This is a genomic window from Variovorax sp. SPNA7 (genome assembly GCF_033807855.1).
Lineage (GTDB): Bacteria > Pseudomonadota > Gammaproteobacteria > Burkholderiales > Burkholderiaceae_C > Variovorax > Variovorax beijingensis.
In genome coordinates this window covers 533873-556450 of sequence record NZ_CP138513.1, presented here as the reverse complement: position 1 = coordinate 556450, position 22578 = coordinate 533873, and the positions used below count along the sequence as shown (strand labels likewise).

At 69.0% G+C, this 22578-nt stretch carries 25 protein-coding genes; 13 read left to right on the top strand and 12 right to left on the bottom strand.

The window, feature by feature from the left end; all coding sequences use genetic code 11:
* The first annotated feature begins 19 nt into the window (after positions 1-19).
* The 3 genes from RZE77_RS02510 to RZE77_RS02500 are packed head-to-tail and all read left to right on the top strand — an operon-like array spanning position 20 to position 4457.
* Positions 20-1993: a site-specific recombinase gene (locus tag RZE77_RS02510; RefSeq protein WP_319440552.1), complete on the top strand. Its 1974-nt coding sequence runs from the start codon at positions 20-22 to the stop codon at positions 1991-1993.
* Positions 1990-3261: a cation:proton antiporter gene (locus RZE77_RS02505; protein ID WP_012745654.1), complete on the top strand. Its 1272-nt coding sequence runs from the start codon at positions 1990-1992 to the stop codon at positions 3259-3261. The genes RZE77_RS02510 and RZE77_RS02505 overlap by 4 nt, the downstream gene beginning before the upstream one ends.
* Positions 3262-3269: 8 nt before the next feature.
* Complete coding sequence (locus tag RZE77_RS02500) at positions 3270-4457, top strand: YbdK family carboxylate-amine ligase (RefSeq protein WP_405546877.1); 1188 nt, start codon at positions 3270-3272, stop codon at positions 4455-4457.
* On the opposite strand, the gene RZE77_RS02495 is transcribed toward RZE77_RS02500, so the two are convergent.
* Positions 4454-5431, bottom strand: a complete 978-nt coding sequence (locus tag RZE77_RS02495) for a GlxA family transcriptional regulator (RefSeq protein WP_319440550.1) — start codon at positions 5429-5431, stop codon at positions 4454-4456. The genes RZE77_RS02500 and RZE77_RS02495 overlap by 4 nt on opposite strands.
* 103 nt (positions 5432-5534) lie before the next feature.
* Between RZE77_RS02495 and RZE77_RS02490 the strand changes: the two genes are divergently transcribed.
* On the top strand, positions 5535-6164 hold the full coding sequence (locus tag RZE77_RS02490; protein WP_319440549.1) for an isochorismatase family protein: 630 nt from the start codon (positions 5535-5537) through the stop codon (positions 6162-6164).
* 25 nt (positions 6165-6189) lie between these two features.
* Positions 6190-7149, top strand: coding sequence for a thiamine-phosphate kinase (gene thiL / locus RZE77_RS02485; RefSeq protein WP_319440548.1), 960 nt, complete (start codon positions 6190-6192; stop codon positions 7147-7149).
* Positions 7150-7274: 125 nt separating this feature from the next.
* On the opposite strand, the gene RZE77_RS02480 is transcribed toward thiL, so the two are convergent.
* On the bottom strand, positions 7275-7985 hold the full coding sequence (locus tag RZE77_RS02480) for a DUF3053 domain-containing protein (RefSeq protein WP_319440547.1): 711 nt from the start codon (positions 7983-7985) through the stop codon (positions 7275-7277).
* Between the two features lie 87 nt (positions 7986-8072).
* Positions 8073-9557 carry an MFS transporter gene (locus RZE77_RS02475; RefSeq protein WP_319440546.1) on the bottom strand — a complete coding sequence of 495 codons (1485 nt, stop codon included), beginning with the start codon at positions 9555-9557 and terminating at the stop codon, positions 8073-8075.
* 166 nt (positions 9558-9723) lie between these two features.
* On the opposite strand from RZE77_RS02475, the gene RZE77_RS02470 reads away from it, so the two are divergent.
* Genes RZE77_RS02470 through RZE77_RS02455 form a run of 4 tightly spaced genes read left to right on the top strand, consistent with a single transcriptional unit; the run spans position 9724 to position 11615 of the window.
* Positions 9724-10251, top strand: coding sequence for a phosphatidylglycerophosphatase A family protein (locus RZE77_RS02470; protein ID WP_319440545.1), 528 nt, complete (start codon positions 9724-9726; stop codon positions 10249-10251).
* Positions 10245-10799: a CinA family protein gene (locus RZE77_RS02465; protein WP_319440544.1), complete on the top strand. Its 555-nt coding sequence runs from the start codon at positions 10245-10247 to the stop codon at positions 10797-10799. The genes RZE77_RS02470 and RZE77_RS02465 overlap by 7 nt, the downstream gene beginning before the upstream one ends.
* Before the next feature lies 1 nt (position 10800).
* Complete coding sequence (locus tag RZE77_RS02460) at positions 10801-11304, top strand: nuclear transport factor 2 family protein (RefSeq protein ID WP_319440543.1); 504 nt, start codon at positions 10801-10803, stop codon at positions 11302-11304.
* Positions 11301-11615, top strand: coding sequence for a GNAT family N-acetyltransferase (locus RZE77_RS02455; RefSeq protein ID WP_319429067.1), 315 nt, complete (start codon positions 11301-11303; stop codon positions 11613-11615). The genes RZE77_RS02460 and RZE77_RS02455 overlap by 4 nt, the downstream gene beginning before the upstream one ends.
* Here the strand turns inward: RZE77_RS02455 and RZE77_RS02450 are convergent.
* Together RZE77_RS02450 and RZE77_RS02445 are read right to left on the bottom strand one after the other, a co-directional pair.
* Positions 11605-12792, bottom strand: coding sequence for an MFS transporter (locus tag RZE77_RS02450; protein WP_319442289.1), 1188 nt, complete (start codon positions 12790-12792; stop codon positions 11605-11607). The genes RZE77_RS02455 and RZE77_RS02450 overlap by 11 nt on opposite strands.
* A gap of 46 nt (positions 12793-12838) precedes the next feature.
* Positions 12839-13621, bottom strand: a complete 783-nt coding sequence (locus tag RZE77_RS02445) for a UPF0149 family protein (RefSeq protein ID WP_319440542.1) — start codon at positions 13619-13621, stop codon at positions 12839-12841.
* A gap of 55 nt (positions 13622-13676) precedes the next feature.
* On the opposite strand from RZE77_RS02445, the gene RZE77_RS02440 reads away from it, so the two are divergent.
* Positions 13677-15401 carry an FMN-binding glutamate synthase family protein gene (locus RZE77_RS02440; RefSeq protein ID WP_319440541.1) on the top strand — a complete coding sequence of 575 codons (1725 nt, stop codon included), beginning with the start codon at positions 13677-13679 and terminating at the stop codon, positions 15399-15401.
* The gene (locus RZE77_RS02435; RefSeq protein WP_319440540.1) at positions 15398-16315 is read left to right on the top strand and encodes a BUD32 family EKC/KEOPS complex subunit; all 918 of its coding nucleotides are present in this window, start codon (positions 15398-15400) and stop codon (positions 16313-16315) included. Before RZE77_RS02440 ends, RZE77_RS02435 begins: the two co-directional genes overlap by 4 nt.
* Here RZE77_RS02435 and RZE77_RS02430 read toward each other — a convergent pair.
* The 7 genes from RZE77_RS02430 to RZE77_RS02400 all read right to left on the bottom strand — a co-directional run bounded on the left by RZE77_RS02430 (position 16312) and on the right by RZE77_RS02400 (position 20559).
* Positions 16312-17262, bottom strand: coding sequence for an IS481 family transposase (locus RZE77_RS02430; RefSeq protein WP_319439115.1), 951 nt, complete (start codon positions 17260-17262; stop codon positions 16312-16314). The two genes, RZE77_RS02435 and RZE77_RS02430, sit on opposite strands and share 4 nt — an antisense overlap.
* 112 nt (positions 17263-17374) lie before the next feature.
* The gene (locus RZE77_RS02425; RefSeq protein WP_319440539.1) at positions 17375-17629 is read right to left on the bottom strand and encodes a hypothetical protein; all 255 of its coding nucleotides are present in this window, start codon (positions 17627-17629) and stop codon (positions 17375-17377) included.
* Between the two features lie 32 nt (positions 17630-17661).
* Positions 17662-17907: a hypothetical protein gene (locus RZE77_RS02420; RefSeq protein WP_319440538.1), complete on the bottom strand. Its 246-nt coding sequence runs from the start codon at positions 17905-17907 to the stop codon at positions 17662-17664.
* A gap of 32 nt (positions 17908-17939) precedes the next feature.
* Positions 17940-18182, bottom strand: a complete 243-nt coding sequence (locus RZE77_RS02415) for a hypothetical protein (RefSeq protein ID WP_319440537.1) — start codon at positions 18180-18182, stop codon at positions 17940-17942.
* Positions 18179-18661, bottom strand: a complete 483-nt coding sequence (locus RZE77_RS02410) for a type VI secretion system amidase effector protein Tae4 (RefSeq protein ID WP_319440536.1) — start codon at positions 18659-18661, stop codon at positions 18179-18181. The genes RZE77_RS02415 and RZE77_RS02410 overlap by 4 nt, the downstream gene beginning before the upstream one ends.
* Before the next feature lie 174 nt (positions 18662-18835).
* A complete protein-coding gene (locus tag RZE77_RS02405) occupies positions 18836-19279 on the bottom strand; it encodes a putative toxin-antitoxin system toxin component, PIN family (protein ID WP_319440535.1) in 444 nt (147 codons plus the stop codon).
* A gap of 38 nt (positions 19280-19317) precedes the next feature.
* Complete coding sequence (locus RZE77_RS02400) at positions 19318-20559, bottom strand: THUMP domain-containing class I SAM-dependent RNA methyltransferase (protein WP_319440534.1); 1242 nt, start codon at positions 20557-20559, stop codon at positions 19318-19320.
* A 787-nt stretch (positions 20560-21346) separates the two neighbouring features.
* Here RZE77_RS02400 and RZE77_RS02395 point away from each other — a divergent pair.
* Together RZE77_RS02395 and RZE77_RS02390 are read left to right on the top strand one after the other, a co-directional pair.
* Positions 21347-21976 (top strand): cytochrome b, encoded by a 630-nt coding sequence (locus tag RZE77_RS02395; RefSeq protein ID WP_319442288.1) that lies wholly within the window; start codon positions 21347-21349, stop codon positions 21974-21976.
* Entirely contained in the window at positions 21973-22545 is a 573-nt protein-coding gene (locus RZE77_RS02390; protein WP_319440533.1) for a YceI family protein, read from the top strand. The genes RZE77_RS02395 and RZE77_RS02390 overlap by 4 nt, the downstream gene beginning before the upstream one ends.
* The last annotated feature ends 33 nt before the right edge of the window (positions 22546-22578 follow it).

Genomic DNA, 22578 nt, shown 5'->3' with positions numbered 1-22578 from the left:
CTCCTTTTTGATTTTTTTCATGGCTGCTGCATCGCTTGACCTGCAGGGGCTGCTGGCCCGGCTCGATCCGACGGCGGATGTGGCGCAGCGCCACATCTGGCTGATCGACGTCTTCGACTGGCTGCGCGGCGACCGTGCGTCGCCGCAGGCCGCGGTGGGGCGCGTGTCGCTGCTGCTCGACGCGGTCGAGGCGCGGCCCGAACTGCGCGAGCGCCTGCGCGCGTGGTGGCGCGCCTTCACGCAGGCGGTCGACCTGACCACGCTGCTCGCGGACTACGGCTTTGCGCCGCGCACCGCCTTCGTGAGCGAGCTCACCGAACGGCTGCGCCGCAAGATCCTGCCTGGCACGCCTGAGACCACCGATGCCTCGGATCTGTTCCGCATGGTGTTGCCCGGCGCGTTCGACGCAGGCTGGATCGCATTGCTCGACGACGCACAGCTCGCGCGCATCGGCAATCTGCTGGCCGACGCCGCGCTCGACGACATCGACGGCGCCCCGCGCTGGCGCCACACCGTGATGGACGCCGTCACCTACTGCAGCAGCCAGGTGGTGGCGGCCGGCTTCTCGCCCGAATTGCGGCTGCGCATGAGCGCAGCGAGCGAGAGCCGCGCCTTCCATGCGCTGATGTCCGATCTCGACGCGTTGCGCGAACAGATGTTCCGGGCCCCCCGCGACGAAGACGCGCTGCAGGCCGCGTTCGTGGCCTTCCGCGACCGGCTCGACGCCTGCCGCGCCAGCGCCTCCTCGGTCTACACGCACCTGGAGGACAACGGCATCTCGGTCGGCCTGGTGTTCCGGCTGCGCCAGCTGCGCGAGCGGGTGCTGCGCATCCGCGAGCTGCTCGACTGCCTGATCTCGCCCGCACCCGCCCCCAGCGTGGCGCGGCTGGTGGGCCGGCTGGTGCTGGCCGGCGGCGAGCGCAACAGCATCCGCGCGCTGATCGCGTCGAACTCCTCGATGCTGGCGGCCAAGGTGACCGAGCGCAGCGCCGAGACCGGCGAGCACTACATCACGCGCGACCGCGCCAGCTACCTGCAGATGGTGCGCAAGGCCGCGGGCGGCGGCGCGCTCACCGCGCTGACGGTGCTGCTCAAGTTCGGCATCTATTCGCTCGCGCTGTCGGCCTTCTGGAGCGGGCTCTGGTCGGGCCTGATGTATGCCGCGAGCTTTGTCGCGATCCAGCTGCTGCACCTGACGCTGGCCACCAAGCAGCCCGCGATGACGGCGCCCGCCATGGCGGCACGGCTGCGCGACATCAAGACCGATGCCGCGGTGGCCGATTTCGTCGACGAAGTGGCCAATCTGGTGCGTTCGCAGGTGGCGGCCGTGCTGGGCAACGTGGGCCTGGTGGTGCCCGCGATGCTGGCGCTCGCCCTCCTGGTGCAGTTCGCGCTCGGGCGGCCGCTGCTGGACGCGGCGCATGCCGCGGCCACGCTGCAATCGCTCTCGCTGGCGGGCCCGACCGCGGCCTTCGCGGCCTTGACCGGCGTGCTGCTGTTCGCGGCCAGCATCGTCGCGGGCTGGACAGAAAACGCCTTTGTCCTGCATCGCCTGGACTCCGCCATGCGTTACAACCCTCGCATCGGCGCTTTTCTGGGTGCCGCCCGCGCCCGCCGCTGGGCCACCTTCATGCGCACGCACATATCGGGCTTTGCCTCCAACATCTCGCTCGGGCTCATGCTCGGACTGCTGCCCGCATTCGCGGGTTTCTTCGGGCTCGGGCTGGACGTGCGCCACGTGACACTGTCGGCCGGGCAGATCGCGGCGGCCGCGGCCTCCACGGGCATGGCGGTGCTCCAGCAGCCCGCGCTGTGGTGGGCGGTGGCGGCCATCCCGGTGATCGGCGCGCTCAATGTGAGCGTGAGTTTCTATTTCGCATTCCGGCTGGCGCTGCGCGCGCACAGCGTCAGCCTGGGTGACCGTGCACGCATCCGCAGCGCCATCTGGGCGCGCTGGCGCAGCCGGCCCATCAGCTTTTTTCTACCTGCATGAATTTGACGAATCTCATCAACGATCTGCTGGGCTTCTGGTCCGAATGGCTGCGCCCTTCGGCGGGCCTGCCCACGGTGCTGTGGTCGCTGCTGCTGGCGGCGGCGGCGGCCTCCGGCCACCTGGTGCAGCGCTACCTGGGCCTGCCCAAGGTGGTGGGCTATTCGATGGTCGGCGCGGTGGCCGGCCTGGCCGGTTTCGAAGGCGCGATCTGGCCGCTGCGCGGCATCAGCCTGTTCCTGCTGGAGCTCGGCGCGGCCGTGGTGCTGTTCGAAGCCGGCGGCCGGCTGCCGCTGCGCTGGTTCCGCCACAACCCGATGGTGCTGGTGCAGAGCCTGCTCGAAGCCACGCTCACCTACTTCGGCGTGTTCTGGATGCTGCAGCTGCTGGGCCTGCCCGATCCGGTGGCCAACCCCATCGCGCTGATGGCCATCGTCGCCTCGCCGGCGGTGCTGAGCCGCGTGATCATCGACACCCGCGCCTCGGGGCCGGTGACCGAGCGCGCCATGACGCTGGCCACGCTCAACACCTTCTATGCGCTGGCGCTCGGCTATGCGCAGGCCGGCCTGATCGAGCGGGCGCCGCAGACGCTGCTGCAGAAGCTCTATCCGGTGGCGGTGGTGCTGGGCCTGTCGTTCGTGGTCGGCGCCATCCTCGCACTGGCGCTGCGCACGGCGCTGCGCTTCATGAGCCCGACGAGCGAGAACACCTCGATCCTGCTGCTCGCGCTCATTGCGGCCGCGAGCGCGCTCACCGCCCACGTCGGCGGCTCCGCGCCACTGGCCGCGCTGATCGGCGGGGTGCTGCTCAAGACGCTGAATCCCAAGCCCTGGGCCTGGCAGCGGCAGCTCGGCACGGCCTCGTCGCTGCTCACCATGCTGATGTTCGTGCTGGTGTCCATCGTGGCGGCGCAGGCCGACTGGACGCTGCCCGTGGCCAGCGTGGTGCTGGCCGTGATCGGCATCCGCCTGTTCGCCAAGATCGCCGGCGTGGCCATTGCCAACCCGGGCAGCGGCGCGAGCTGGAATCAGGCCTTCTGGGTGGGCTGCGCGATGTCGCCGCTGTCGTCGATCGCGCTGCTCATCGCCTCGAACTTCACCACCGCGTCGCCGCTGCTCGGCACCATGATCACGCAGGTGGCCCTGCCCTCGATTCTCCTGATGGAAGTGATGGGCGCCGTGCTCGCCACCGTGGCCATCCACGCGGTGGGCGAAAGCTCGGTGCCCTGGACGCCCCAGGCCTTCAGCACCACGGAGGACACTCAGCGATGACCGCGGCCATGCCTTTGCCAGACAGCGACGACTTCCGCTCCGCCGCGCTGCCCGCGGACCCCGCGAGCCGCGTGGTCAAGCTCGAGCCCTTCAACCGCTCCGAAGCGCTGTCGCTCGGCGTGGAGCTCGAGCTGCAGCTCGTCAACACGCACGACTACGACCTCGCGCCCTATGCGGAAGACATGCTTCGGCTGATGGCGCAGACGCCGCTGCCCGGCAGCGTGGTGCCCGAGATGACCTCGAGCATGATCGAGATCTCCACCGACATCTGCCATTCGGCGCAGGACGTGATCACGCAGCTCTCGCCGATCCGCGAGGCGCTGATCAAGAACGCCGACAAGCTCAACATCGCGGTGGTGGGCGGCGGCACGCATGCCTTCCAGCAGTGGCACGAGCGGCGCATCTACGACAAGCCGCGCTTTCGCGAGCTGTCGGAGCTGTACGGCTACCTGAGCAAGCAGTTCACCATCTTCGGCCAGCACGTGCACATCGGCTGCCCCGATGCCGATTCGGCGCTTTTGATGCTGCACCGCATGTCGCGCTACATCCCGCACTTCATTGCGCTGTCGGCCTCGTCGCCGTTCGTGCAGGGGCAGGACACGCAGTTCGACTCGGCCCGGCTCAACTCGGTGTTCGCATTCCCGCTCTCGGGCCGCGCACCGTTCACGCTGAGCTGGAAGGAGTTCGAAGCGTACTTCGAGCGCATGACCCGCACCGGCGTCGTGCGCAGCATGAAAGACTTCTACTGGGACATCCGGCCCAAGCCGGAGTTCGGCACCATCGAGATCCGCGTGTTCGACACGCCGCTCACCGTCGAGCGCGCGGCCGCGCTCGCGGGCTACGTGCAGTCGCTGGCCGCATGGTTCCTGCAGGAGCAGCCCTTCGAGCCGACCGAGGACGACTACCTCGTCTACACCTACAACCGCTTCCAGGCCTGCCGCTTCGGGCTCGACGCGGTGTACGTGGACCCGGCCAGCGGCCAGCACATGCCGCTGCGCGACCACATCCTCATGACCATGACGCAGCTCGAATGGCACAGCGAGGCGCTCAACGCCACGCAGGCGCTCGGCGAGCTGCGCACCAGCGTGGAAGCCAACCGCAACGACGCGCGCTGGCTGCGCGAGAAGCAGGGCAAGGAGCGCCTCCTGGCCGAGGTGGTGCGGCAGGCAGCGCTGCGCTTTCGCGGCGGGGCCTAGGCCGCCACCGCCGCCTGCGAGAACTGCCTGCGGTAGGCCGTGGGCGACACCTTGAACGCCGCCGCGAAGTGCTTTCGCAGCGACACCGCCGAGCCGAAGCCCACGTCGGTGGCCACGCGTTCGACCGGCCGGTCGGTGGTCTCCAGCAGCCGCTGCGCCAGCGCAAGCCGCTGGTTCTGCAGCCATTGGCCCACGGTGGTGCCCGTGGCCTCGCGAAAGCGCCGCGTGAAGGTGCGCCGGCTCATCAGCGCGCGCCGCGCGAGGCTGTCGAGCTCATGCGGGCTCTGAAGGTGGCGGCCCATCCATTCGAGCAGCGGCGCAAGGCGGTCGCTCTCGGCCGCGGCGGGCATCGGCTGGCGGATGTACTGCGCCTGCCCGCCCTGCCGGTGCGGCGCCACGACCATGCGCCGCGCCGCAAGGTTCGCCGCCTCGGCGCCATGGCGCACGCGCAGCAGGTGAAGGCAGCAGTCGATGCCCGCGGCCGTGCCGGCGGAAGTGAGCACATCGCCATCGTCGACGTACAGCACCTCGGGCTGCAGCCTGACCTTCGGATATTGCCTGGCAAAGGCTTCGGCCAGGTTCCAGTGCGTGGTGGCCGGGCGGCCGTCGAGCAGGCCCGCCTCGGCCAGCACGAAGGCGCCCAGGCACAACCCGACCACGATGGCGCCGCGCCGGTGCGCCGCCTGCAGCGCGCGGATCAGCGCCGGCGGTGCGGGCCGGCCGTCGTCGCGCCATGAAGGCACGATCACGATCTGCGCGCGCCGGATCGCCTCGAGCCCGTGCGGCACCCCGAGCGTGAAGCCCGCATTGGTGTGCAGCGGGCCCGGCTCGGTGCCGCACACCAGCAGGCGAAAACGCGGGTCGCCCGCTTCCGTACGGTCTTCGCCGAAGACCATGCACGGCACCGACAGGTGAAAGGGGCTGATGCCGTCGAAGGCGATGACGGCGATGGTTTCCGCGGTTTTTCGAGCCATGGCCCGATTTTATCGATGAATGGCTTTCGGGCCACTTTCTCCCAAGGGCTCCAGCGCGAACAATCGCGCCATCCCAACCACTTGCAACACGGAGCCAACCACCATGAGCAACCACCCTGCCCCGCGCCGCGCCCTCGTCGTGATCGACGTGCAGAACGAATACTTCGAAGGCGGCGGCCTGCCCATCGAGTACCCGCCGGTCGAAAGCTCGCTGCCGAAGATCGCGCAGGCCATGGACGCCGCGCGCGCGGCCGGCACGCCGGTGGTCGTGGTGCAGCACCACGCACCCAAGGGCGCGCCGGTGTTCCAGGCCGACACGCACAACGGCCAGCTGCATCCGGAAATTGCCAGGCGGCCGCGCGACCAGCTGATCACAAAGACCTTCCCGAGCGTGTTCACCGGCACCGACTTTGCCGACTGGATCGCGCGCCACCAGATCGACACGCTCAGCGTGGTGGGCTACATGACCCACAACTGCGATGCGTCCACCGTGTTCGAGGCCATGCACCGCGGCCTCAACGTGGAGTTCCTGTCGGACGCGAGCGGCGCGCTGCCCTACTCGAATGCGGCCGGACAGGTCAGCGCCGAGGAGATCCACCGCGTCTTCAGCGTCGTGTTCCACAGCAACTTCGCGGCCGTGGCAAGCACCGAGGCCTGGATCGCGGCGCTGCAGGCTGGCCAGGCGATCGAGAAGGACAACGTGGTGATGTCGAACCGGCGCGCGCGGGGCTGAGCGGTTCAGCGCTTATGCTCGCCCCATGGGTGAATTCGACCTGATCACACGCTACTTCCAGCGCCCCGCCAAGCGCTCCCCGCTCGGCGTGGGCGACGACTGCGCATTGCTCGCGCCGGCGCCCGGCATGCAGCTTGCCGTGTCCTGCGACATGCTGGTCGAGGGCCGGCACTTTCTCTCGACCGTCGATCCCGCGCGGCTTGGCCACAAGGCGCTGGCGGTGAACCTCAGCGACCTGGCGGCCTGCGGCGCAAAGCCGCTGGCCTTCACGCTCGCGCTCGCGCTGCCCGGTGTCGACGAGCCCTGGCTCGAAGCTTTTTCGCGCGGCCTGTTCGCACTGGCCGACGAACACGGCTGCGAGCTCGTGGGCGGCGACACCACGCGCGGCCCGCTCAACATCTGCATCACGGTGTTCGGCGAAGTGCCGGCCGGTGCGGCGCTGCTGCGCTCGGGCGCGCACGCGGGCGACGACATCTGGGTCAGCGGCACGCTCGGCGATGCACGGCTCGCGCTCGAGATGTTCCGCGGCACGCTCACGCTGCCCGCCGATGTGTTCGCGCAGGCGCGCATGCGCATGGAGCAGCCCGCGCCGCGCGTGGCGCTGGGCCAGGCGCTGCGCGGTACCGCTTCCGCGGCGGTGGACGTGAGCGACGGCCTCGTGGGCGACCTGGGCCACATCCTCGCGTCGAGCAAGGTGGGCGCCACGCTCGATGCCGATGCGGCCACCGGCCTGATCGCCGTGGCCGCGTCCTGCGGCCTCGGCACCGAGATGCTGCGCACCTGCGCGCTTTCAGGCGGCGACGACTACGAGCTGGTCTTCACCGCACCGCCCGCGGCGCGCGCCGCGGTCGAACAGGCCGGCAGGGAAAGCGCCACGCGCGTGACGCGCATCGGCCGCATCGACGCCGAAGCCGGCCTGCGCATCGTGGACGCCGGCGGCGCGCCGGTGGCGCAGCGCTTCGGCTCCTTCGACCACTTCATATAAGCCTTCTTCAGGCCTAAAGGCTTATTCCAGAAACACCGCGGAACCGGCTTCGCCGGGCCGCTGGTGTTGCCCCCGGTAGGGGGTTGGCGTAGCGACACGAAGTGCGCGAAGACTGGGGGCGAGCCTCATCCTCCGCGGACCATCGCCTGCATCTTGGCTTGGGCGGCGTTGATGTCCTTCGAGTGGGCATTGAGCTCCTGTAGCATCTTGTTGAGCTGCGCCTGCACGGCCGGATCGCTCACGCTGACCGACGATCCCGAGACCTGGATCTTCGACTTGTTCTTCTCGAGGTAGTCGCCCACCGCGAGCGCGCCGTCGAACACCTTGTCGAGGGCCGGGAACACTTCCTTGAACGTGGCGGCCGGCGCCGAGACGGTCTTCTCGTAGGCCTTGTCGTAGACCTGCTTCAGGTCGTCGGGCTGCTTGAGCTTCGTGTGCGCGGCATCGGCCTTGGCCAGTTCCTGGTCGAGCGCGGTGCGCAGGCCGCCCAGGCCGTCCTTGGCGGCCTTGAGGTCGTCGCGGCGCGACCCCAGGTCGGCAATCGAGCGCAGCGCGCCCTTGGCCATGACCTGGCCCATCGGCTGGCTGACCGACTTGTTCATGCCCTCGTTGAAGTCGGCAATCACCGCGTAGTGCTGCGCATAGTCGCCGAAGGAGGCCTTCTCGTCGGCGGTGGGCGTGGGCACGCGCAGGCCGGGCTTGTCGAGCACGCGGGCCTGCAGGAAGCCGATGAAGGCGGTGCGCTGCTCGGCCTCCTTGTTGCCGCAGGCGGCGAGCAGAAGGCTGAACGCAAGGCACAACCACAATGCGTTGAAACGGACCATGGCTCTGTTCATGATGATGGGCTCTCGCGCTTGAATGGGCCACCAAGCATACGATGCGCATTGCCGCGGGCGAATACACCGGACGGCATGCAGGAAGGCCTAGAGCGATTGCTTGAGTGCGCCAGTCAGGCTGCGCGCGGCAACGAAGCGGGCCACCAGCCATGCCGCCAGCGCGGGCGCGAACGCGAAGCTCGCGAACAGCCAGGCCGCGGCCGAGCGCGCGCCCGCCGCGCCGCCGGGCTCGCTGAGGCCGGCCGCATTGGCCACCAGCCCCGCCACCGCCGCACCCACGGCCATGCCGTAGAGCTGCACGGTCGTGATCGAGGCCGAGGCCAGGCCCTCCTGCCCGGCCGGTGCGAGCGACATCACGCGCGTGACCAGGTGCGGCCATCCGATGCCAACGCCCAGCCCCACGGCCGCCAGCGCAATGGCGGCCAGCAGCATCTCGAGCCCCGGCGCGAAGCGCCCGGGCGCCGGCAGCAGCAGCGCGAGCGCGGCAAGCCCCAGCGTGCAGGCCACCGGCCCGGCGCGCAGCATGCGGTCGGCGCCCGCGCCGCTGCGCCCCGACGACAGCAGCGAGCCCGCGCTCCAGCCGCCGGCCATCGCGGCCGTGAGATAGCCGGCCGACAGCGGCGAATGGCCGTGCAGCAGCTGCAGGAAGTACGGCACGAAGATCTCGGTGGTGGTGCCGATCAGGAGCAGCACCACGCTCGCATAGATGGCGCCCATCGGCGTGCGCAGCGCATAGGCGCCGGCGGGCAGCAACCGCACCGCGGCATGCCGGTCGATGCGCGTGGCGGCCACGCCGAGCGCCAGGCCCAGCGCCACGCCGGCGGCCTGCCAAGCCATTGCCGACAAGAACTCGCTGGCCGCGATCACCAGCACCGAGGCCGCCAGCAAGCCGATCTGCAGCGCCGGGATGCGCGGCATGGCCGCCGGCCGTTCGTGCCGCACGCCGGCCGCGGGCCGCAACTGCACCGCGACCAGGAGCGCCTGCACCGCAGCCAGCGGCAGCAGCGACCAGAAGGCCCAGCGCCAGTGCCCCGCCTGCGCGAACAGGCCGCCGACCGCCGGCCCGCAGAGCGTGGCCACGCCCCACATGCCCGACACCAGCGCCACCGCGCGCGGCCACAGCCGCGGCGCGAACACCAACTGGATCAGCGCATAGCTCAGGGCCGCGAGCAGGCCGCCGCCCAGCCCCTGCACCGTGCGGCCCGCGAGCAGCCAGGGCATGGCCGGCGCCAGCGCGCAAGCCATCGAACCCGCGCCGAAGACCACGAGCGCCGCCAGGCAGGCGCCGCGCGGGCCCAGCCTCGCCAGCAGCCGCACCGACAGCGTGGCGCCGAGGATCGATCCCACCACGAACAGCGTGGTGCTCCAGGCATACCAGTCGAGCCCGCCGATCTCGTTCACCACCGAGGGCAGCACGGTCGTCACGATGTGCACGTTGACCGCATGCAGCGCAACGCCGCCCGTGAGCGCCAGCGCGCGCCAGCCGTTGCGGCCGCTGAACAGTTCGCTCCAGCCGGCGGCGGGCGAAGCGGGGTGGAGCGAGGCAGGGGCGTTGGATGAGGCAGCAGGCATATGGCGCGGTCCTTGGCGGACGACGGGTGGAAAGGCAAGGCCCGGATACTAGGCCGGCCTCGCGAATTAAACAAGCTATTGCTTTGATAAATAGAGGGTCTTGGACAGCCCCTCGAATGCGCGACACTCTGGCCTGATGCAAGCTGCTTCTTCCTCCGCAGGCCCCATGCCGCCAGCCACGCCCCGCCGCCCTTCGATCGCTTTCCTGTTGTCCCACCCGGCGCACTTCATCGCCATGGGCTTCGGCTCCGGCCTGCCGCGCGTGGCGCCCGGCACCGTCGGCACGCTCTGGGCCTGGGCCGCCTTTGCCGTGATGCAGCTGTGGTTCACGCCCGCCGCCATCGGCTGGATCATCCTGGCCTCGCTGCCGATCGGCTGGTGGGCCTGCAGCATCACCGCGCGCGACATGGGCGTGGCCGACCCGGGCAGCATCGTGTGGGACGAGGTGATCGCCTTCTGGATCGTGCTGTGGCTCGTCACGCCCGCGGGCCTGTTCGCGCAGGCCATCGCGTTCGGCCTGTTCCGCTTCTTCGATGCCGCCAAGCCGGGGCCGGTGGCCTGGGCCGATGCGCTGTTCAAGCAGCGCGACGCCGCCCAGGTGCGCTGGTGGCGCGCGGGCTTCGGCATCATCCTCGACGACCTGGTGGCGGCGTTCTGCACGCTCTTGGTCATCGCGCTCTGGCGCGCATGGTGAACTTGATGGAAGCTTCGACCCCTGCGAATTTTCTTGCCGACCAGGACACGCCCGCGCTCGTCGCGGCCTTGGCCGACCTGCTGCTGAAGAAGGGCTGGATGCTGGCCACCGCCGAAAGCTGCACCGGCGGGCTCATTGCCGGCGCATGCACCGAACTCGCGGGCTCCAGCGCATGGTTCGAGCGCGGCTTCGTCACGTATTCCAACGCCGCCAAGACCGAACTGCTGGGCGTCGATGCCGCGCTGATCGAAGCCCATGGCGCGGTCAGCGAGCCGGTGGCGCGCGCCATGGCCGAAGGCGCCGTCGCGCGTTCGGCAGCACGCGCCGCGGTGGCCGTGACCGGCGTGGCCGGCCCCACCAGCGGCAGCCCCGAAAAGCCGGTCGGCACCGTGTGGTTCGGCTGGTCGGTCGACGGGCAGGTGCGCACCGAGCGCCGCCGCTTCGACGGCGACCGCGCCGCGGTGCGCGCGGCCACGGTGCACTACGCGCTCCAGACACTGGTGGGCCTGCTCGGCCCGCACCTTGGCACCACAACAAAGGCCCCATGACATGACATCAGCAGCCGCAACCGCCAATGCCCAGACCATCGAGCGCTTCTACGAGGCCTTCTCCAGGCTCGACGCCCGCGCCATGGCCGCCTGCTACGCCAGCGACGCGGCCTTCGACGACGAGGCCTTCTCGCTGCGCGGCCGGCAACAGGTGGGCGGCATGTGGCGCATGCTCTGCGACGCCACGCGGGCCAAGGGCGCCGACGTCTGGCGGCTGACCTGGCGCGACGTGCAGGCCGACGACACCAGCGGCCAGGCCCACTGGGACGCGCACTATCGCTTCGGCGCCACCGGCCGCCTGGTCGACAACAGCATCGACGCACGCTTCGGCTTCACGCCCGACGGGCTGATTGCCACCCACCGCGACAGCTTTGCCTTCTGGACCTGGTCACGCCAGGCGCTGGGCGCGCCGGGCCTGCTGCTCGGCTGGACGCCGATGCTGCGCAACAAGGTACGCGCCACCGCGGCCGCCAATCTCGCCACTTATCTCGCACGCCAACCATGAGCAACAGCAACCTGATCATCACCAACAACGAAGCCCTGCACCGCTACGAAGCCGCGCTCGAGGGCCAGCTCGCGGCCTACGCCGAATACAACCTGCTGACCGACGCCATCATGTTCACCCACACCGAGGTGCTGCCCGAGCACGAGGGCAAGGGCGTGGGCTCGGGCATTGCACGGCATGTGCTCGACGAGGCGCGCGCCAAGGGGCTGCATGTGATTCCGGTGTGCCAGTTCATTGCGGGCTACATCCGCAAGCACCGCGAATACGCCGAACTCGTGCGGCCCGACATCCAGCGCGCCTTCAAGATCTGAGGGCGTCGGCCTTCGGCGCGGGCAGCCACGCGAAGGCCGCGATGCCGAGCAGCAGCAGCGCGGCAATGGTGGCCAGCACGGCCATGAGCGGATCGCCGCCATGCGCCGCGGCCACCGAGGCCGCCACGCCGGTGCCCCATTGCATGAGCGCGACGCCGAGGAACATCGCCATGGTGAAGACCGCCATCGCGCGGCCCGTGAGCGTGACCGGGTAGGCCACGCGCACGTCGGCGTACTGCCAGACAATGAAGCCCGAGAGCACGCCGATCAGCACCATGCCGCCGATGTCCAGCCAGGCCGAATGCGTGAAGGCGATGAGCGCGAACAGCGCCGCATAGCCGAGCGCGCACACCACGATCCAGCGCCGGCGCGCGGCACCGTCGCGGTCGAAGCGGCCGAACAGCGGCGCACCGAACAGCGAGATCACCGACACCGCGATGGCGACGTTGCCGCTCTGCACCAGCGAGTAGCCGTGGCGCTCCATCATGAGCGGCCCGAGCCAGAGCCCGCGCAGCGAGATGAAGGCGGCGTAGGTCACGGCCCCGAGCACCACGATGCCGAGCGTGTGCGGCATCGCGAGCAGTGCGCCGAACTGGCGGATGGCCTCGGGAATCGATTCGTTCGCCCGTGGAACGGCCGAAGCGGGCTCGCGCACCCAGCGCCAGATCGCGAGCCACGCCAGCGCCGAGGCCACGGCCAGCACCAGGAAGCCCGCGCGCCAAGAATACGCCTGCACCAGCCACGCGAGCGGCGTGCCGGTGGCCAGCATGCCGAGGCCGCCGATGGCCAGCACCAGGCCCGAGACGGTGGCAAAGCGCGCGGCGGGAAAGTGCCGCGCAATGAACACGGTGCACACCAGGAAGGCCGGCGCGCAGCCGATGCCGATCAGCGCCTGCCCCGCCACCAGCACCGCGTAGCTGGGCGCGAACGCCGACAGCAGCGCGCCCGCGATGGCGACCGGAAAGGCCACCAGCACCGTGCGCCGCACCCCATGCAGGTCGATGCCGATGCCCATGAAGAGCTGCATCGCACCAAAGGCGAAATGAAAGGCGCCCGAGAAAATGCCCAGCGCCTGGGCCGACAGCCTGAAGTCGGCCTGCAGCGGGCTCGCCATGATGGCGCCCACGGTACGGAAGGCCTGGCTCAGCGCCACGCCGGCGCACAGCGCCAGCACCATGACCCACGCCGCGCGTGGCGTCAGCGGTGCGCTGGCGGGGTCGCTGTCAGGCACCGTGGCACTTCTTGTATTTTTTTCCGCTGCCGCAGGGGCAGGGGTCGTTGCGGCCGGGCGTGGCTTCCTTGCGCACGGTCTCGACCTTCGGGCCCAGGCTCTTCCAGAGCTGGCGCAGGTCGTACACGGCCCAGATGGCGGCGCCGAAATCGTCCAGCCGCTGCTGGCTCACGCTCGGCGGGCCGTCGTCGCTGAACATCGAGAGCGTGGGCTTGGCCTTGTCGTCCTCGGTCAGCGCCACGATGTTGTCGAGCGCATCGTCCAGCATCTGGGCGGCTTCCTTGTCGCGCGGCGCGGCCCAGTCCTCGGGCCAGTTCTCGACCGCGTACATGAAGCCCAGCGCCCAGACCTGCGCGAACGAGGGAATCTCCTCGCCCGCCACCTCGGCGCGCTCTTCCTCGGGCAGCGAGGCAATGGCGCCGCGGGTGTCGAGCACCTCGGGCTGCCAGCTGCGCTCGTCGTCGAGCGACTGCACGTCGGCATCCAGGCCCTCCTCGATCTCGAGCCAGCGGCGCTTCCAGTTCCAGACGAACTCCATGTGCTGGGCCGGCACGAAGCCCTCGCCCAGCAGCACGGGCCAGTATTCGGCCGGCTCGATGGGCCGGCGGGTGCAGATCAGCGCGGCCATGAAGCCTTCGCAGAACTCCCACTGGGGAATTTCCTCGTCATGCTCGCGCATGGCGTCCAGCGCCTGGTCGAGGGCGTCGAAATCGTCGGGGCCGAGGGGGGCGGAAGCGGCCGCTTCGGCCTGGGGGGTGTCGTGGTTGTTGGTCATGGCAAGTTCGGGGCAGCCCTCTATGATGCAGCAGGCTCCGGTCGACACTATTTCTATGCCCACGATTATTCCGTTTCCGACGCGCTACAGCGCCTTCGCCCTGTGCGTGGTCGGCCTGGCGGCCTGCATCGCCCTGGTGCTGGTGTCGCCGCACCTGTGGCTGGCCTGGGTGGGCGTGGCCGTCTTCGCGGTGCTTTCGGGCACCGGCGTGCACGACCTGCGGCAGGCGCGCCATGCCATCCTGCGCAACTACCCCGTCATCGGCCACCTGCGCTTCCTGCTCGAATTCATCCGGCCGGAAATGCGGCAGTACTTCATCGAGAGCGATTCCGAGGCCGCCCCGTTCTCGCGCGCGCAGCGCTCGCTGGTGTACCAGCGCGCCAAGGGCGAGCCCGACAACCGGCCCTTCGGCACGCAGCTCGACGTGACCATTGCGGGCTACGAGTGGATCAACCACTCGATGCAGCCGACCAAGCTGGATAACCACGATTTCCGCATCGTGATCGGCGGCACGCCGCACACCGCCGACGCGAATCCACCGCCATCGGGCGCGGCCGGGACGTCGCACCATCCGTGCACGCAGCCCTACAGCGCGAGCGTGTTCAACATCTCGGCCATGAGCTTCGGCGCGCTGTCGGCCAACGCGATCCTCGCGCTCAACCAGGGCGCCAGGCTGGGCGGCTTTGCGCACGACACCGGCGAAGGCTCCATCTCGCAGCACCACCGCGTGCATGGCGGCGACCTGATCTGGGAAATCGGCTCGGGCTACTTCGGCTGCCGCAACGAGGACGGCACCTTCAACGCCGAGCGCTTCAGCGCCAACGCGCGCGATCCGCAGGTGAAGATGATCGAGATCAAGCTGAGCCAGGGCGCCAAGCCCGGGCACGGCGGCGTGCTGCCCGCGCCCAAGGTCACGCCCGAGATCGCGGCCGCGCGCGGCGTGCCGATCGGCATCGACTGCGTTTCGCCCTCGTCGCACAGCGCGTTCAGCACGCCCGTCGAGATGATGCATTTCATCGCGAAGCTGCGGGAGCTCTCGGGCGGCAAGCCGACCGGCTTCAAGTTCTGCCTCGGCCATCCGTGGGAATGGTTCGCGATCGTCAAGGCCATGCAGGCGACGGGCATCACGCCCGACTTCATCGTGGTCGATGGCGCCGAGGGCGGCACGGGCGCCGCGCCGGTCGAGTTCAGCGACCACGTGGGCGCGCCGCTGCAGGAAGGCCTGCTGCTGGTGCACAACACGCTCGTCGGCGTGAACCTGCGCCACCGCATCAAGCTGGGCTGCGCGGGCAAGGTGATCACGGCCTTCGACGTGGCGCGCATGATGGCGCTCGGCGCCGACTGGTGCAACGCGGCGCGCGGCTTCATGATGGCCCTGGGCTGCATCCAGGCGCAAAGCTGCCACACCGGCCACTGCCCCACCGGCGTGACCACGCAGGACCCGGTGCGCCAGCAGGCGCTGGTGGTGCCGACCAAGGCCGAGCGCGTGCGCAACTTCCACCGCAGCACGCTGCATGCGCTGCAGGAGCTGGTGCAGGCCGCCGGCCTCGACCATCCGCAGCAGATCACCGCGCACCACATCGTGCGGCGCATTTCGGACACCGAGGTGCGCCTCTTGAGCAACCTGGTGATGCAGGTGCAGCCGGGCGCGCTGCTCGGCCCGCTCGACAAGCAGCACAACGTGTTCCGCACCTACTGGCCGCTGGCCAGCGCCGAGAGCTTCCAGCCCCTGACGCAAGGGCCGCACGGCCTGGTGTCGAACCTTCCGCTGGCCGCATGAACCCCTTGCGACGCGGGGCTTCGGCGCGGCTGCACAGCGCCAAGGGCGCGGCCTCCGCGCCCGCGCCGCTGGACGCGCAGCCCTTCGTGCCGGCGCCGGGCGACTACGCCGAATTCCTGCGCCTCATGCTGCCCAGGCAGCAGAAGAACGTCGCCAGCCACCGCCTGGGCAGCGAGCGCGTGTGGCTCAAGAAGGCCGGCCCGCGCCACGGCAAGTGGGGCTACCGCGTGATGGCGGCGGTCGCGCGCATGGCCCGGCTGGACATCATCAAGCCGGTGCCCAACCCGGGCGGCGAGGCCGCCATTGCCACCGAGGCGCGGCGCCTGCGGCAGCTCGCGGCCGCGGGCCTGCGCGTGCCGGCGGTGCTGGCGCAGCAGCCCGACGGCCTGCTGATTTCGGACCTCGGCCAAAGCGGCCGCACCACCGTCGTGCTGCAGGAGCGGCTCGACCAAGCCGCCGCGGCCGGGCCGGCTGCGCTGCTCGCGGTCTGGCGCGAAGGGCTGGCCGCGATCGCCAAGGTGCATGTGCGCGGCCAGCACCTGAGCCAGGCCTTCGACCGCAACCTGGTGCAGTGCCCCGACGGCGTGATCGGCTACATCGACTTCGAGGACGACCCGTCCGAGGTCATGGCCCTGTCCGAGTGCCAGGCCCGCGACTGGCTCAGCTATCTGCACTCCACGGCCATGATGCTGGAGGCCGCCGCACCCGAAGCCGCCGGCCTGCACTGGCACGCCGCGCTGGCCGAGGTGGACGCGCAGGTGCGCGAGCGCATCGCCGAGGCGGCGCGGCGCATGAAATGGGCGCAGAAGCTGCCCGCCAGCCGCCGCTGGGGCCGCGACACGCAGCGGGTGCGCGCGGTGGCGCGGCTGCTGGGGCGCTGGCACCTGGGGCCGGCCGCTGGGCTGCAGGGCTAGCTGTGAAGCGTCAAGAGGTTGTTTCTTGACGAGTTGAGTCTGGACATGGGCGCGATGCCGCCGATACCGCTGTGCGGGCGATGCCAGTTGTAGTGGTGTTGCCAGCTTGCCAGGGCATCGGTTCGATGGGCCGAGTTCTGGTAGGTCCAGCCGTAGGCCCACTCTCGCAACGCGGACTGGATGAACCTCTCTGCCTTGCCGTTGGTCTGCGGCCGGTAGGGCCGCGTGAAGCTGTGCTTGATGCCCAGTTCAATGCAGGTTGCCCGGAAGTCGCGCGAGCGGAAGGCTGAACCGTTGTCCGTCAGCAACCGCTTTACGATGATGCCCAGGCGGGCGTAGTAGGCCACCGCATTGCGCAGGAACAGGACCGCCTGCGCTTGCTTCTCGTCCGGGTGCATGGCGGTGAACGCCAGCCTGGCGTGGTCATCGATGGCCACGAACAGCGTCTCCCAGCCCGCGCCGTCGACCGAATCTCGCCGATTGCCGGTGACGCGGTGGCTGGGCCGCTCGATGCGCCCGAGCTTCTTGGTGTCGATATGCAGCAGATCGCCGGGTGCTTCGTGCTCGTAGCGCACGACGGGCTCCACAGGCTGCAGGTCGCTCAGCTTGGACATGCCGGCGCGTGCCAGGACGCGGCTGACCGTGGACTCCGAGACGCCCACGCTGCGCGCAATGCGAGCCTGCAGCATTCGACGTTTGCGCAGTTCGACGATCAGCAGGGCCTTGCCCGCATCGATGGCCCTGGGAGAGCGCATGGGCCTGGAGGACGCATCGGCCAAGGCGGCCTCACCGCCCGCAAGGTAACGGCCAAGCCACTTCCTGGCCGTTGGCGCAGTGACGCCGTGTGCAGCCGCGGCTCGCACGGCATCCAAGCCTTCACGAGTCATCTGTTTGACCATCTCAAGTCGGCGGGCAAAGGTAAGTCGGGCATGCTTATGGGTGTTCATCCGGTTGGGCGTCCTGAGTGGATTGGGTGTTTGGCGACTTCCAGTCTCTCAAACCCAATCCGGATGAACACCGGATACAACCTATTGGAGCTTCACAGCTAGCGGCGGTCTTTTACGAGCGCTGTTGGCGGCCGAGTTGCTTGTGCCGCCACCTGCGGAATGCGCGGTCGCCGAGCCAGCCGCCGGCAATGACGCAAAGGGCCTGCACTGCAAGAGCAATGACGAAGGCTTGCGACAAATCGCTCTCGCTTTGGGCCCTGTTCATTTCGTACCACTGCCCAATGGGGACGAGCACGACCTTCGCAACAAGGAAACTGAGTGCGAGCGCGCCGGCCAAAATGCAGAGTAGTCGAATGAGTATCTTCATGGGATTCGGCCAATCGGCAGTCGCCACATGAGCTACGGGCGATCAGGCTGCTTGTGCCGCCACTTGCGAAATACCCAGTCGCCGAGCCAGCCGCCTGCAACGGCGAAGATCGCTTGCACGGCAAGAGCGAGAACGAAGGCGTCGGATACATCGTCGAAGCTCCGGGCATTGTTCATTTCGTACCATTGCCCAATGGGAGCGAGCACACCTTTGGCAGCAAGAAAGCTGAGGGTCAGCGCTCCGCCCAGAATACAGAGCAGTCGAATGAGTATCTTCATGGAACTCGGCCGATCCGTGATTGCCACATGAGCTACGGGCGATCAGGCTGCCTCTGCCGCCACTTGCGAAATGCCCAGTCGCCAAGCCAACCGCCCGCGATCAATGCGAGGAGTTGAACGGCGAGCGCGACCATGTACGCCTGGCCCAAGTCACCGTCGTTCCTTGCAAAGTTGAGCTCATACCAATGGCCCACAGGGCCAATGAGCTTGTAGAAAATAAAGCCGAGCGCAGTTGCTCCGACAACGATGGAGAAGAGGCGTGCAATAAATCTCATGGCACGTACCAGAACCAAATGGCAGAGCCCTTTCGGTAGTCTGTCATGAAGCCCTCCCACGACATGTTCAGTTGGATGCGGAACCACGACGACAAGGCCGTCAGCCGCGAGCCATTCCAGAGGTCGATGTGGTCGCCTTGCCGCCCCTCGCCCCAGTAATTCTGGATGAATACGATCCCCGTGCGGTTGGCGATTTTCTCGAAGCCTTCTTTTCCCGTGTATTTTTCGGTCCGGGACATCAGCCCGGCCTTGCCGGAATCCAGCCAGTTCGCCAATTCTTGCGCCCTGATCGGGTACTTCGGCTTGTCCTTCTGCCAGGAGAAGACACCGGGGAAGCTCTCAAGGCTCAGGCTGGATCGCATGAATGCTGCGCCCACGTTGATGGCGCATTGATCCGTGTAGACGTCCTTGTCCAGCAAAGTGCCGTCGCCCTTGATGTGGGGATGATTCGCCCAGAGCGTCGCGAAAGATGGTTGCATGTTTTCCCGTCGAAACAAGAATTGAAGGGGTGGCGCCAGTGAAAGCTAACACCGCCCCTCGCAGGTGTCGATGAGTCGGAAGTTGTCAATCCGCCGGTTTTCGCGCGTTTTTGCGCGCAGCGGCAATCGACCGGTCCCATGGGTGCAGTTGGCGCGGCATGGGCCGATGCGCCGTCACTGCGCCGGCCGCGAAAGCCCAAGCGCCGCCTGCACCACCACGCCGCGCAAGGCCAGCCGCTTCTTCATCGACAGCACCGCGCGGTCCTTGCTGAGCAGCAGCGCGCGGTGCGCCACCGCAAGATCGATGAAGACCTGGTCGTCGGGGTCGCTGCAGACGCAGGGTGCGCGCGACGGAACGCCTTCGATCATGCGCACGCGTGCATCGAAGTCGGCCAGCACCGTAGGCACTTGCAGGCCGCGCTGCGCCATGCGGCGGGCGATCAGCGGATAGCCGAGCACGCGCTCGAGTTCGACGCGCATCGCAGCTGTCGCGAGCCAGCGCAGTTCGCCCGCGGCCAGCATGGCGATCAGCGGCACCCAGGCGGGGTCTTCGAAGACCAGCAGGTCGAGCGCGATGTTGGTGTCGATGACGACGAGGCCGGATTCCGGAACAGTCATGGTGGCGTGCGATCGCGCACCCGCAGGTGCACGCAGTGCTACTTCCTGGCCGAACCCGCAACCATGTCGAAGCGGAACAGCCGGCACTCGATGGGCCCGTTCCACATCGGCACGCGGCGCGATTCCTTCAGCCGCATCTGCCTGGGCAGCTTCAGGTCGGGCGTGAGCACCCAGGCGGTCCAGCCGGCGTAGTTCTTCTTCCAGTGGGTGGCGAGCTGCGGAAAGAAATCGCCGCCGCCATCGCCGCCTTCACCGCTGCCCTCGCCCGGGGTCTGCGCGGCCTCGCGGGCGCCGAAGCGCGCCACGCCGCCGACCTCGATGCGCTCGCCGTACGGCGGGTTGAGCATGATCACCCCGCCCTCGGCCGGCGGCATGCGCTGCAGTGCGTCGCCGCCGCGGAACTCGATGGCATCGGCGACGCCGGCGCGCTCCGCGTTGCGCTCGGCAAAATCGACCATGCGGTGCGAGACGTCGGAGCCGAAGATGGCGACATCGCGCGGCACCGCCGACGATTGGGCTTCCTTCCTGATGGCCTCCCACACATGCGCCTGGAATGGCAGCAGCTTCTCGAAGCCGAAGCGCCTGAGCGAGCCGGCCGCAATGCCGCGCGCGATCTGCGCCGCCTCGATGGCGATGGTGCCGCTGCCGCAGCAGGGGTCGTACAGCGGCTCGGCGGCCACGGCGCCGGTTTCGGGGTTCCACCAGCCGCTGGCGGCCAGCATGGCGGCGGCCAGCGTTTCCTTCAGCGGCGCATCGCCCTTGTCCTGGCGCCAGCCGCGCTTGAAGAGCGGCTCGCCGGAGGTGTCGATGTAGAGCGTGCAGTGCTCGGTGGTCAGGTGGGCAAACACGCGGCAGTCGGGCCACTGGGTCTCGATGCTCGGGCGCACGCCGCCTGCCTTGGCGCGGAAGCGGTCGGCAATGGCGTCCTTGATGCGCAGGGTGGCGAAGTTCAGGCTCTGCAGCGGGCTGTGCTGCGCCGTGGTCTCGATCTTGAAGGTCTGCTTGGGCGTGAACCAGATCTCCCAGGCCACGCCGCTCGCGATGGCGTAGAGGTCGTTCTCGCTGCGGTAGGGCGCGTGGGCCAGCTCGACGAGCACGCGCTGCGCTAGCCGGCTGTGCAGGTTGAGCTTGAGCGCGTCGCGCCATTCGGCGCGCACCCGCACGCCGCCGCGCAGCGTGAGCAGGTCCTGGCCGACGCGGCCGGTGAGCGCATGGACTTCCTGCGCCAGGAATTCCTCGACGCCGGCGGCGCAAGGCAAAAAGAGAGAGAGATCGTTCACAGGGGGTTCGCCATCATTCGGCCGGCTGGGGAGCACCATTGTCGCCGCGCCGGGCCGCTTCTCCATATAGTGGATCGGCCGATGAATTCCACCACCGCGCCCATGGTTGCTCCGGCCGCCGGCGATGGCCGCTTTGCCATCCAATGCGAGGTGCTGCGGCGGTCGATCCGCCCGATCGGGCCGGTGCTGCTGGCGCAATACCTGCTGAACTGCACACGTGTTCAACCCCGGCCAGCCCGAGCAGCAGCTGCTGCTCGGGCTGATGCTGATGGGCATGACGCTGTCCTCGGCGTTCTCGGTGTCGTTCTACGTTCCGGCCACGCAGCTGGCGATCACGCTGTTGCTGGCGCCGGTGATCGTGACCGGCCTCTGGCTCGGCGCGCCGGCCATGAAGGCGGTGGCGCTCATCGGCATCGGCCTGACCGCGATGATGTGGAAGCTGGTGGCCGGGCTGCGCGCCTCCGAACAGGCGCAGGCCGAGCGGCTGAGCTTCTTCTCGGCCGCCAACCACGACCCGCGCGCGCTCGACATGGCGCTGGGCGACATCCGGCTGCCGGGCGCGCTCGGCGGCATCGCACTGGTCTCGGCCGACATCGGCGAAGCCACCCAGCGGCTGGCATGCGCTGCGCAAGCCGGTGCAGCCGGCCGAGCTGCATGCGGTGCTGCTGCAGGCGCAGCAGGCGGCATCGGGGCGCTGAACGGGCGGCTGGTGCGTCTGGCACGGCTCGTGCGATGCCTTCGCTGCTTCCGATATATGCTCCGCGCACAGGCCCCGGTCCTGCCTCCGATGTCCATCGACACCCCTTCCCACCCCGCCGCCATGGCCGATGCGCCCGCCGATTTGCGCGGCCTGCGCGAACTGCGCTATGGCCCGGTCGCGATCGCGCTGCACTGGCTGCTTGCGGCCATGATCGTCGGCTCGCTCGGCATCGGCCTCTACATGACCGGCCTGCCGCTCTCGCCGGGGCGCATCAAGCTCTACAACTGGCACAAATGGGCCGGCGTGACGATCCTGCTGCTGTCGGCCGTGCGCCTGCTGTGGCGGCTGCGCCATCCGCCGCCGCCGCTGCCGGCCGATGCGGCGGCGGCCATGCCGCGCTGGCAGCGCAGCGCCCATCGGGCGAGCCACGCGCTGATGTACCTGCTGTTCTTCGCGGTGCCGCTGTTCGGCTGGGCCTACAGTTCGGCGCTGGGCTTTCCGGTCGTGTGGTTCGGCGTGCTGCCGCTGCCCGACTTCGTGCCGGTCGACAAGGAATGGGCCGAGGCCGTGCTCAAGCCGCTGCACAAGGGCAGCGCCTTCACGCTGGCCGCGATGGCGCTGCTGCACGTGGCGGCGGTTCTCAAGCACCACTGGATCGACCGCGATGGCATCTTGAAACGCATGTGGCCCGCGCCACGCAAGGAATCCGCCGGATGAAGCGCATCTTCTGTCTTGCCGCCCTGGCGTTCGCCGCCCTGGCGCCCGCGCTCGCCGAGCCTGCAGCGGCCACCCGGCTGGTCGCGGACAAGAGCCAGATCGCCTTCGTGAGCAAGCAGATGGGCGTGCCCGTGGAGGGCACGTTCAAGAAGTTCGATGCGCAGGTGGCCTTCGATCCGCGCAAGCCCGAAGGCGGCAGCGTCGCATTGCAGATCGACACGGCCAGCGCATCGCTCGGCGTTCCGATGAGCGATGCCGAACTGCCCAAGGCGCCTTGGTTCGACACGGCGCATTTTCCGCGGGCCAGCTTCCAGTCGAGCGCGATCAAGGCGCTGGGCGACGGCCGCTTCGAGATGGCGGGCAAGCTCACCATCAAGAACATCTCGCGCCAGGTCACGGTGCCGGTGAGCATTGCGCCGGCCAACGGCCACGCGGTGGCCAGCGGAAGCTTTACGATCCAGCGGCTCGACTACAAGGTGGGCGACGGCGAATGGACGGACACCTCGGTGGTCGGCAACGAAGTGCTGGTTCGCTTCAGGTTCACGCTCGCGGGGTTCGGCCCGCTATGAAATTCTTTACTTCGTTCTCACGCCACGCACGCC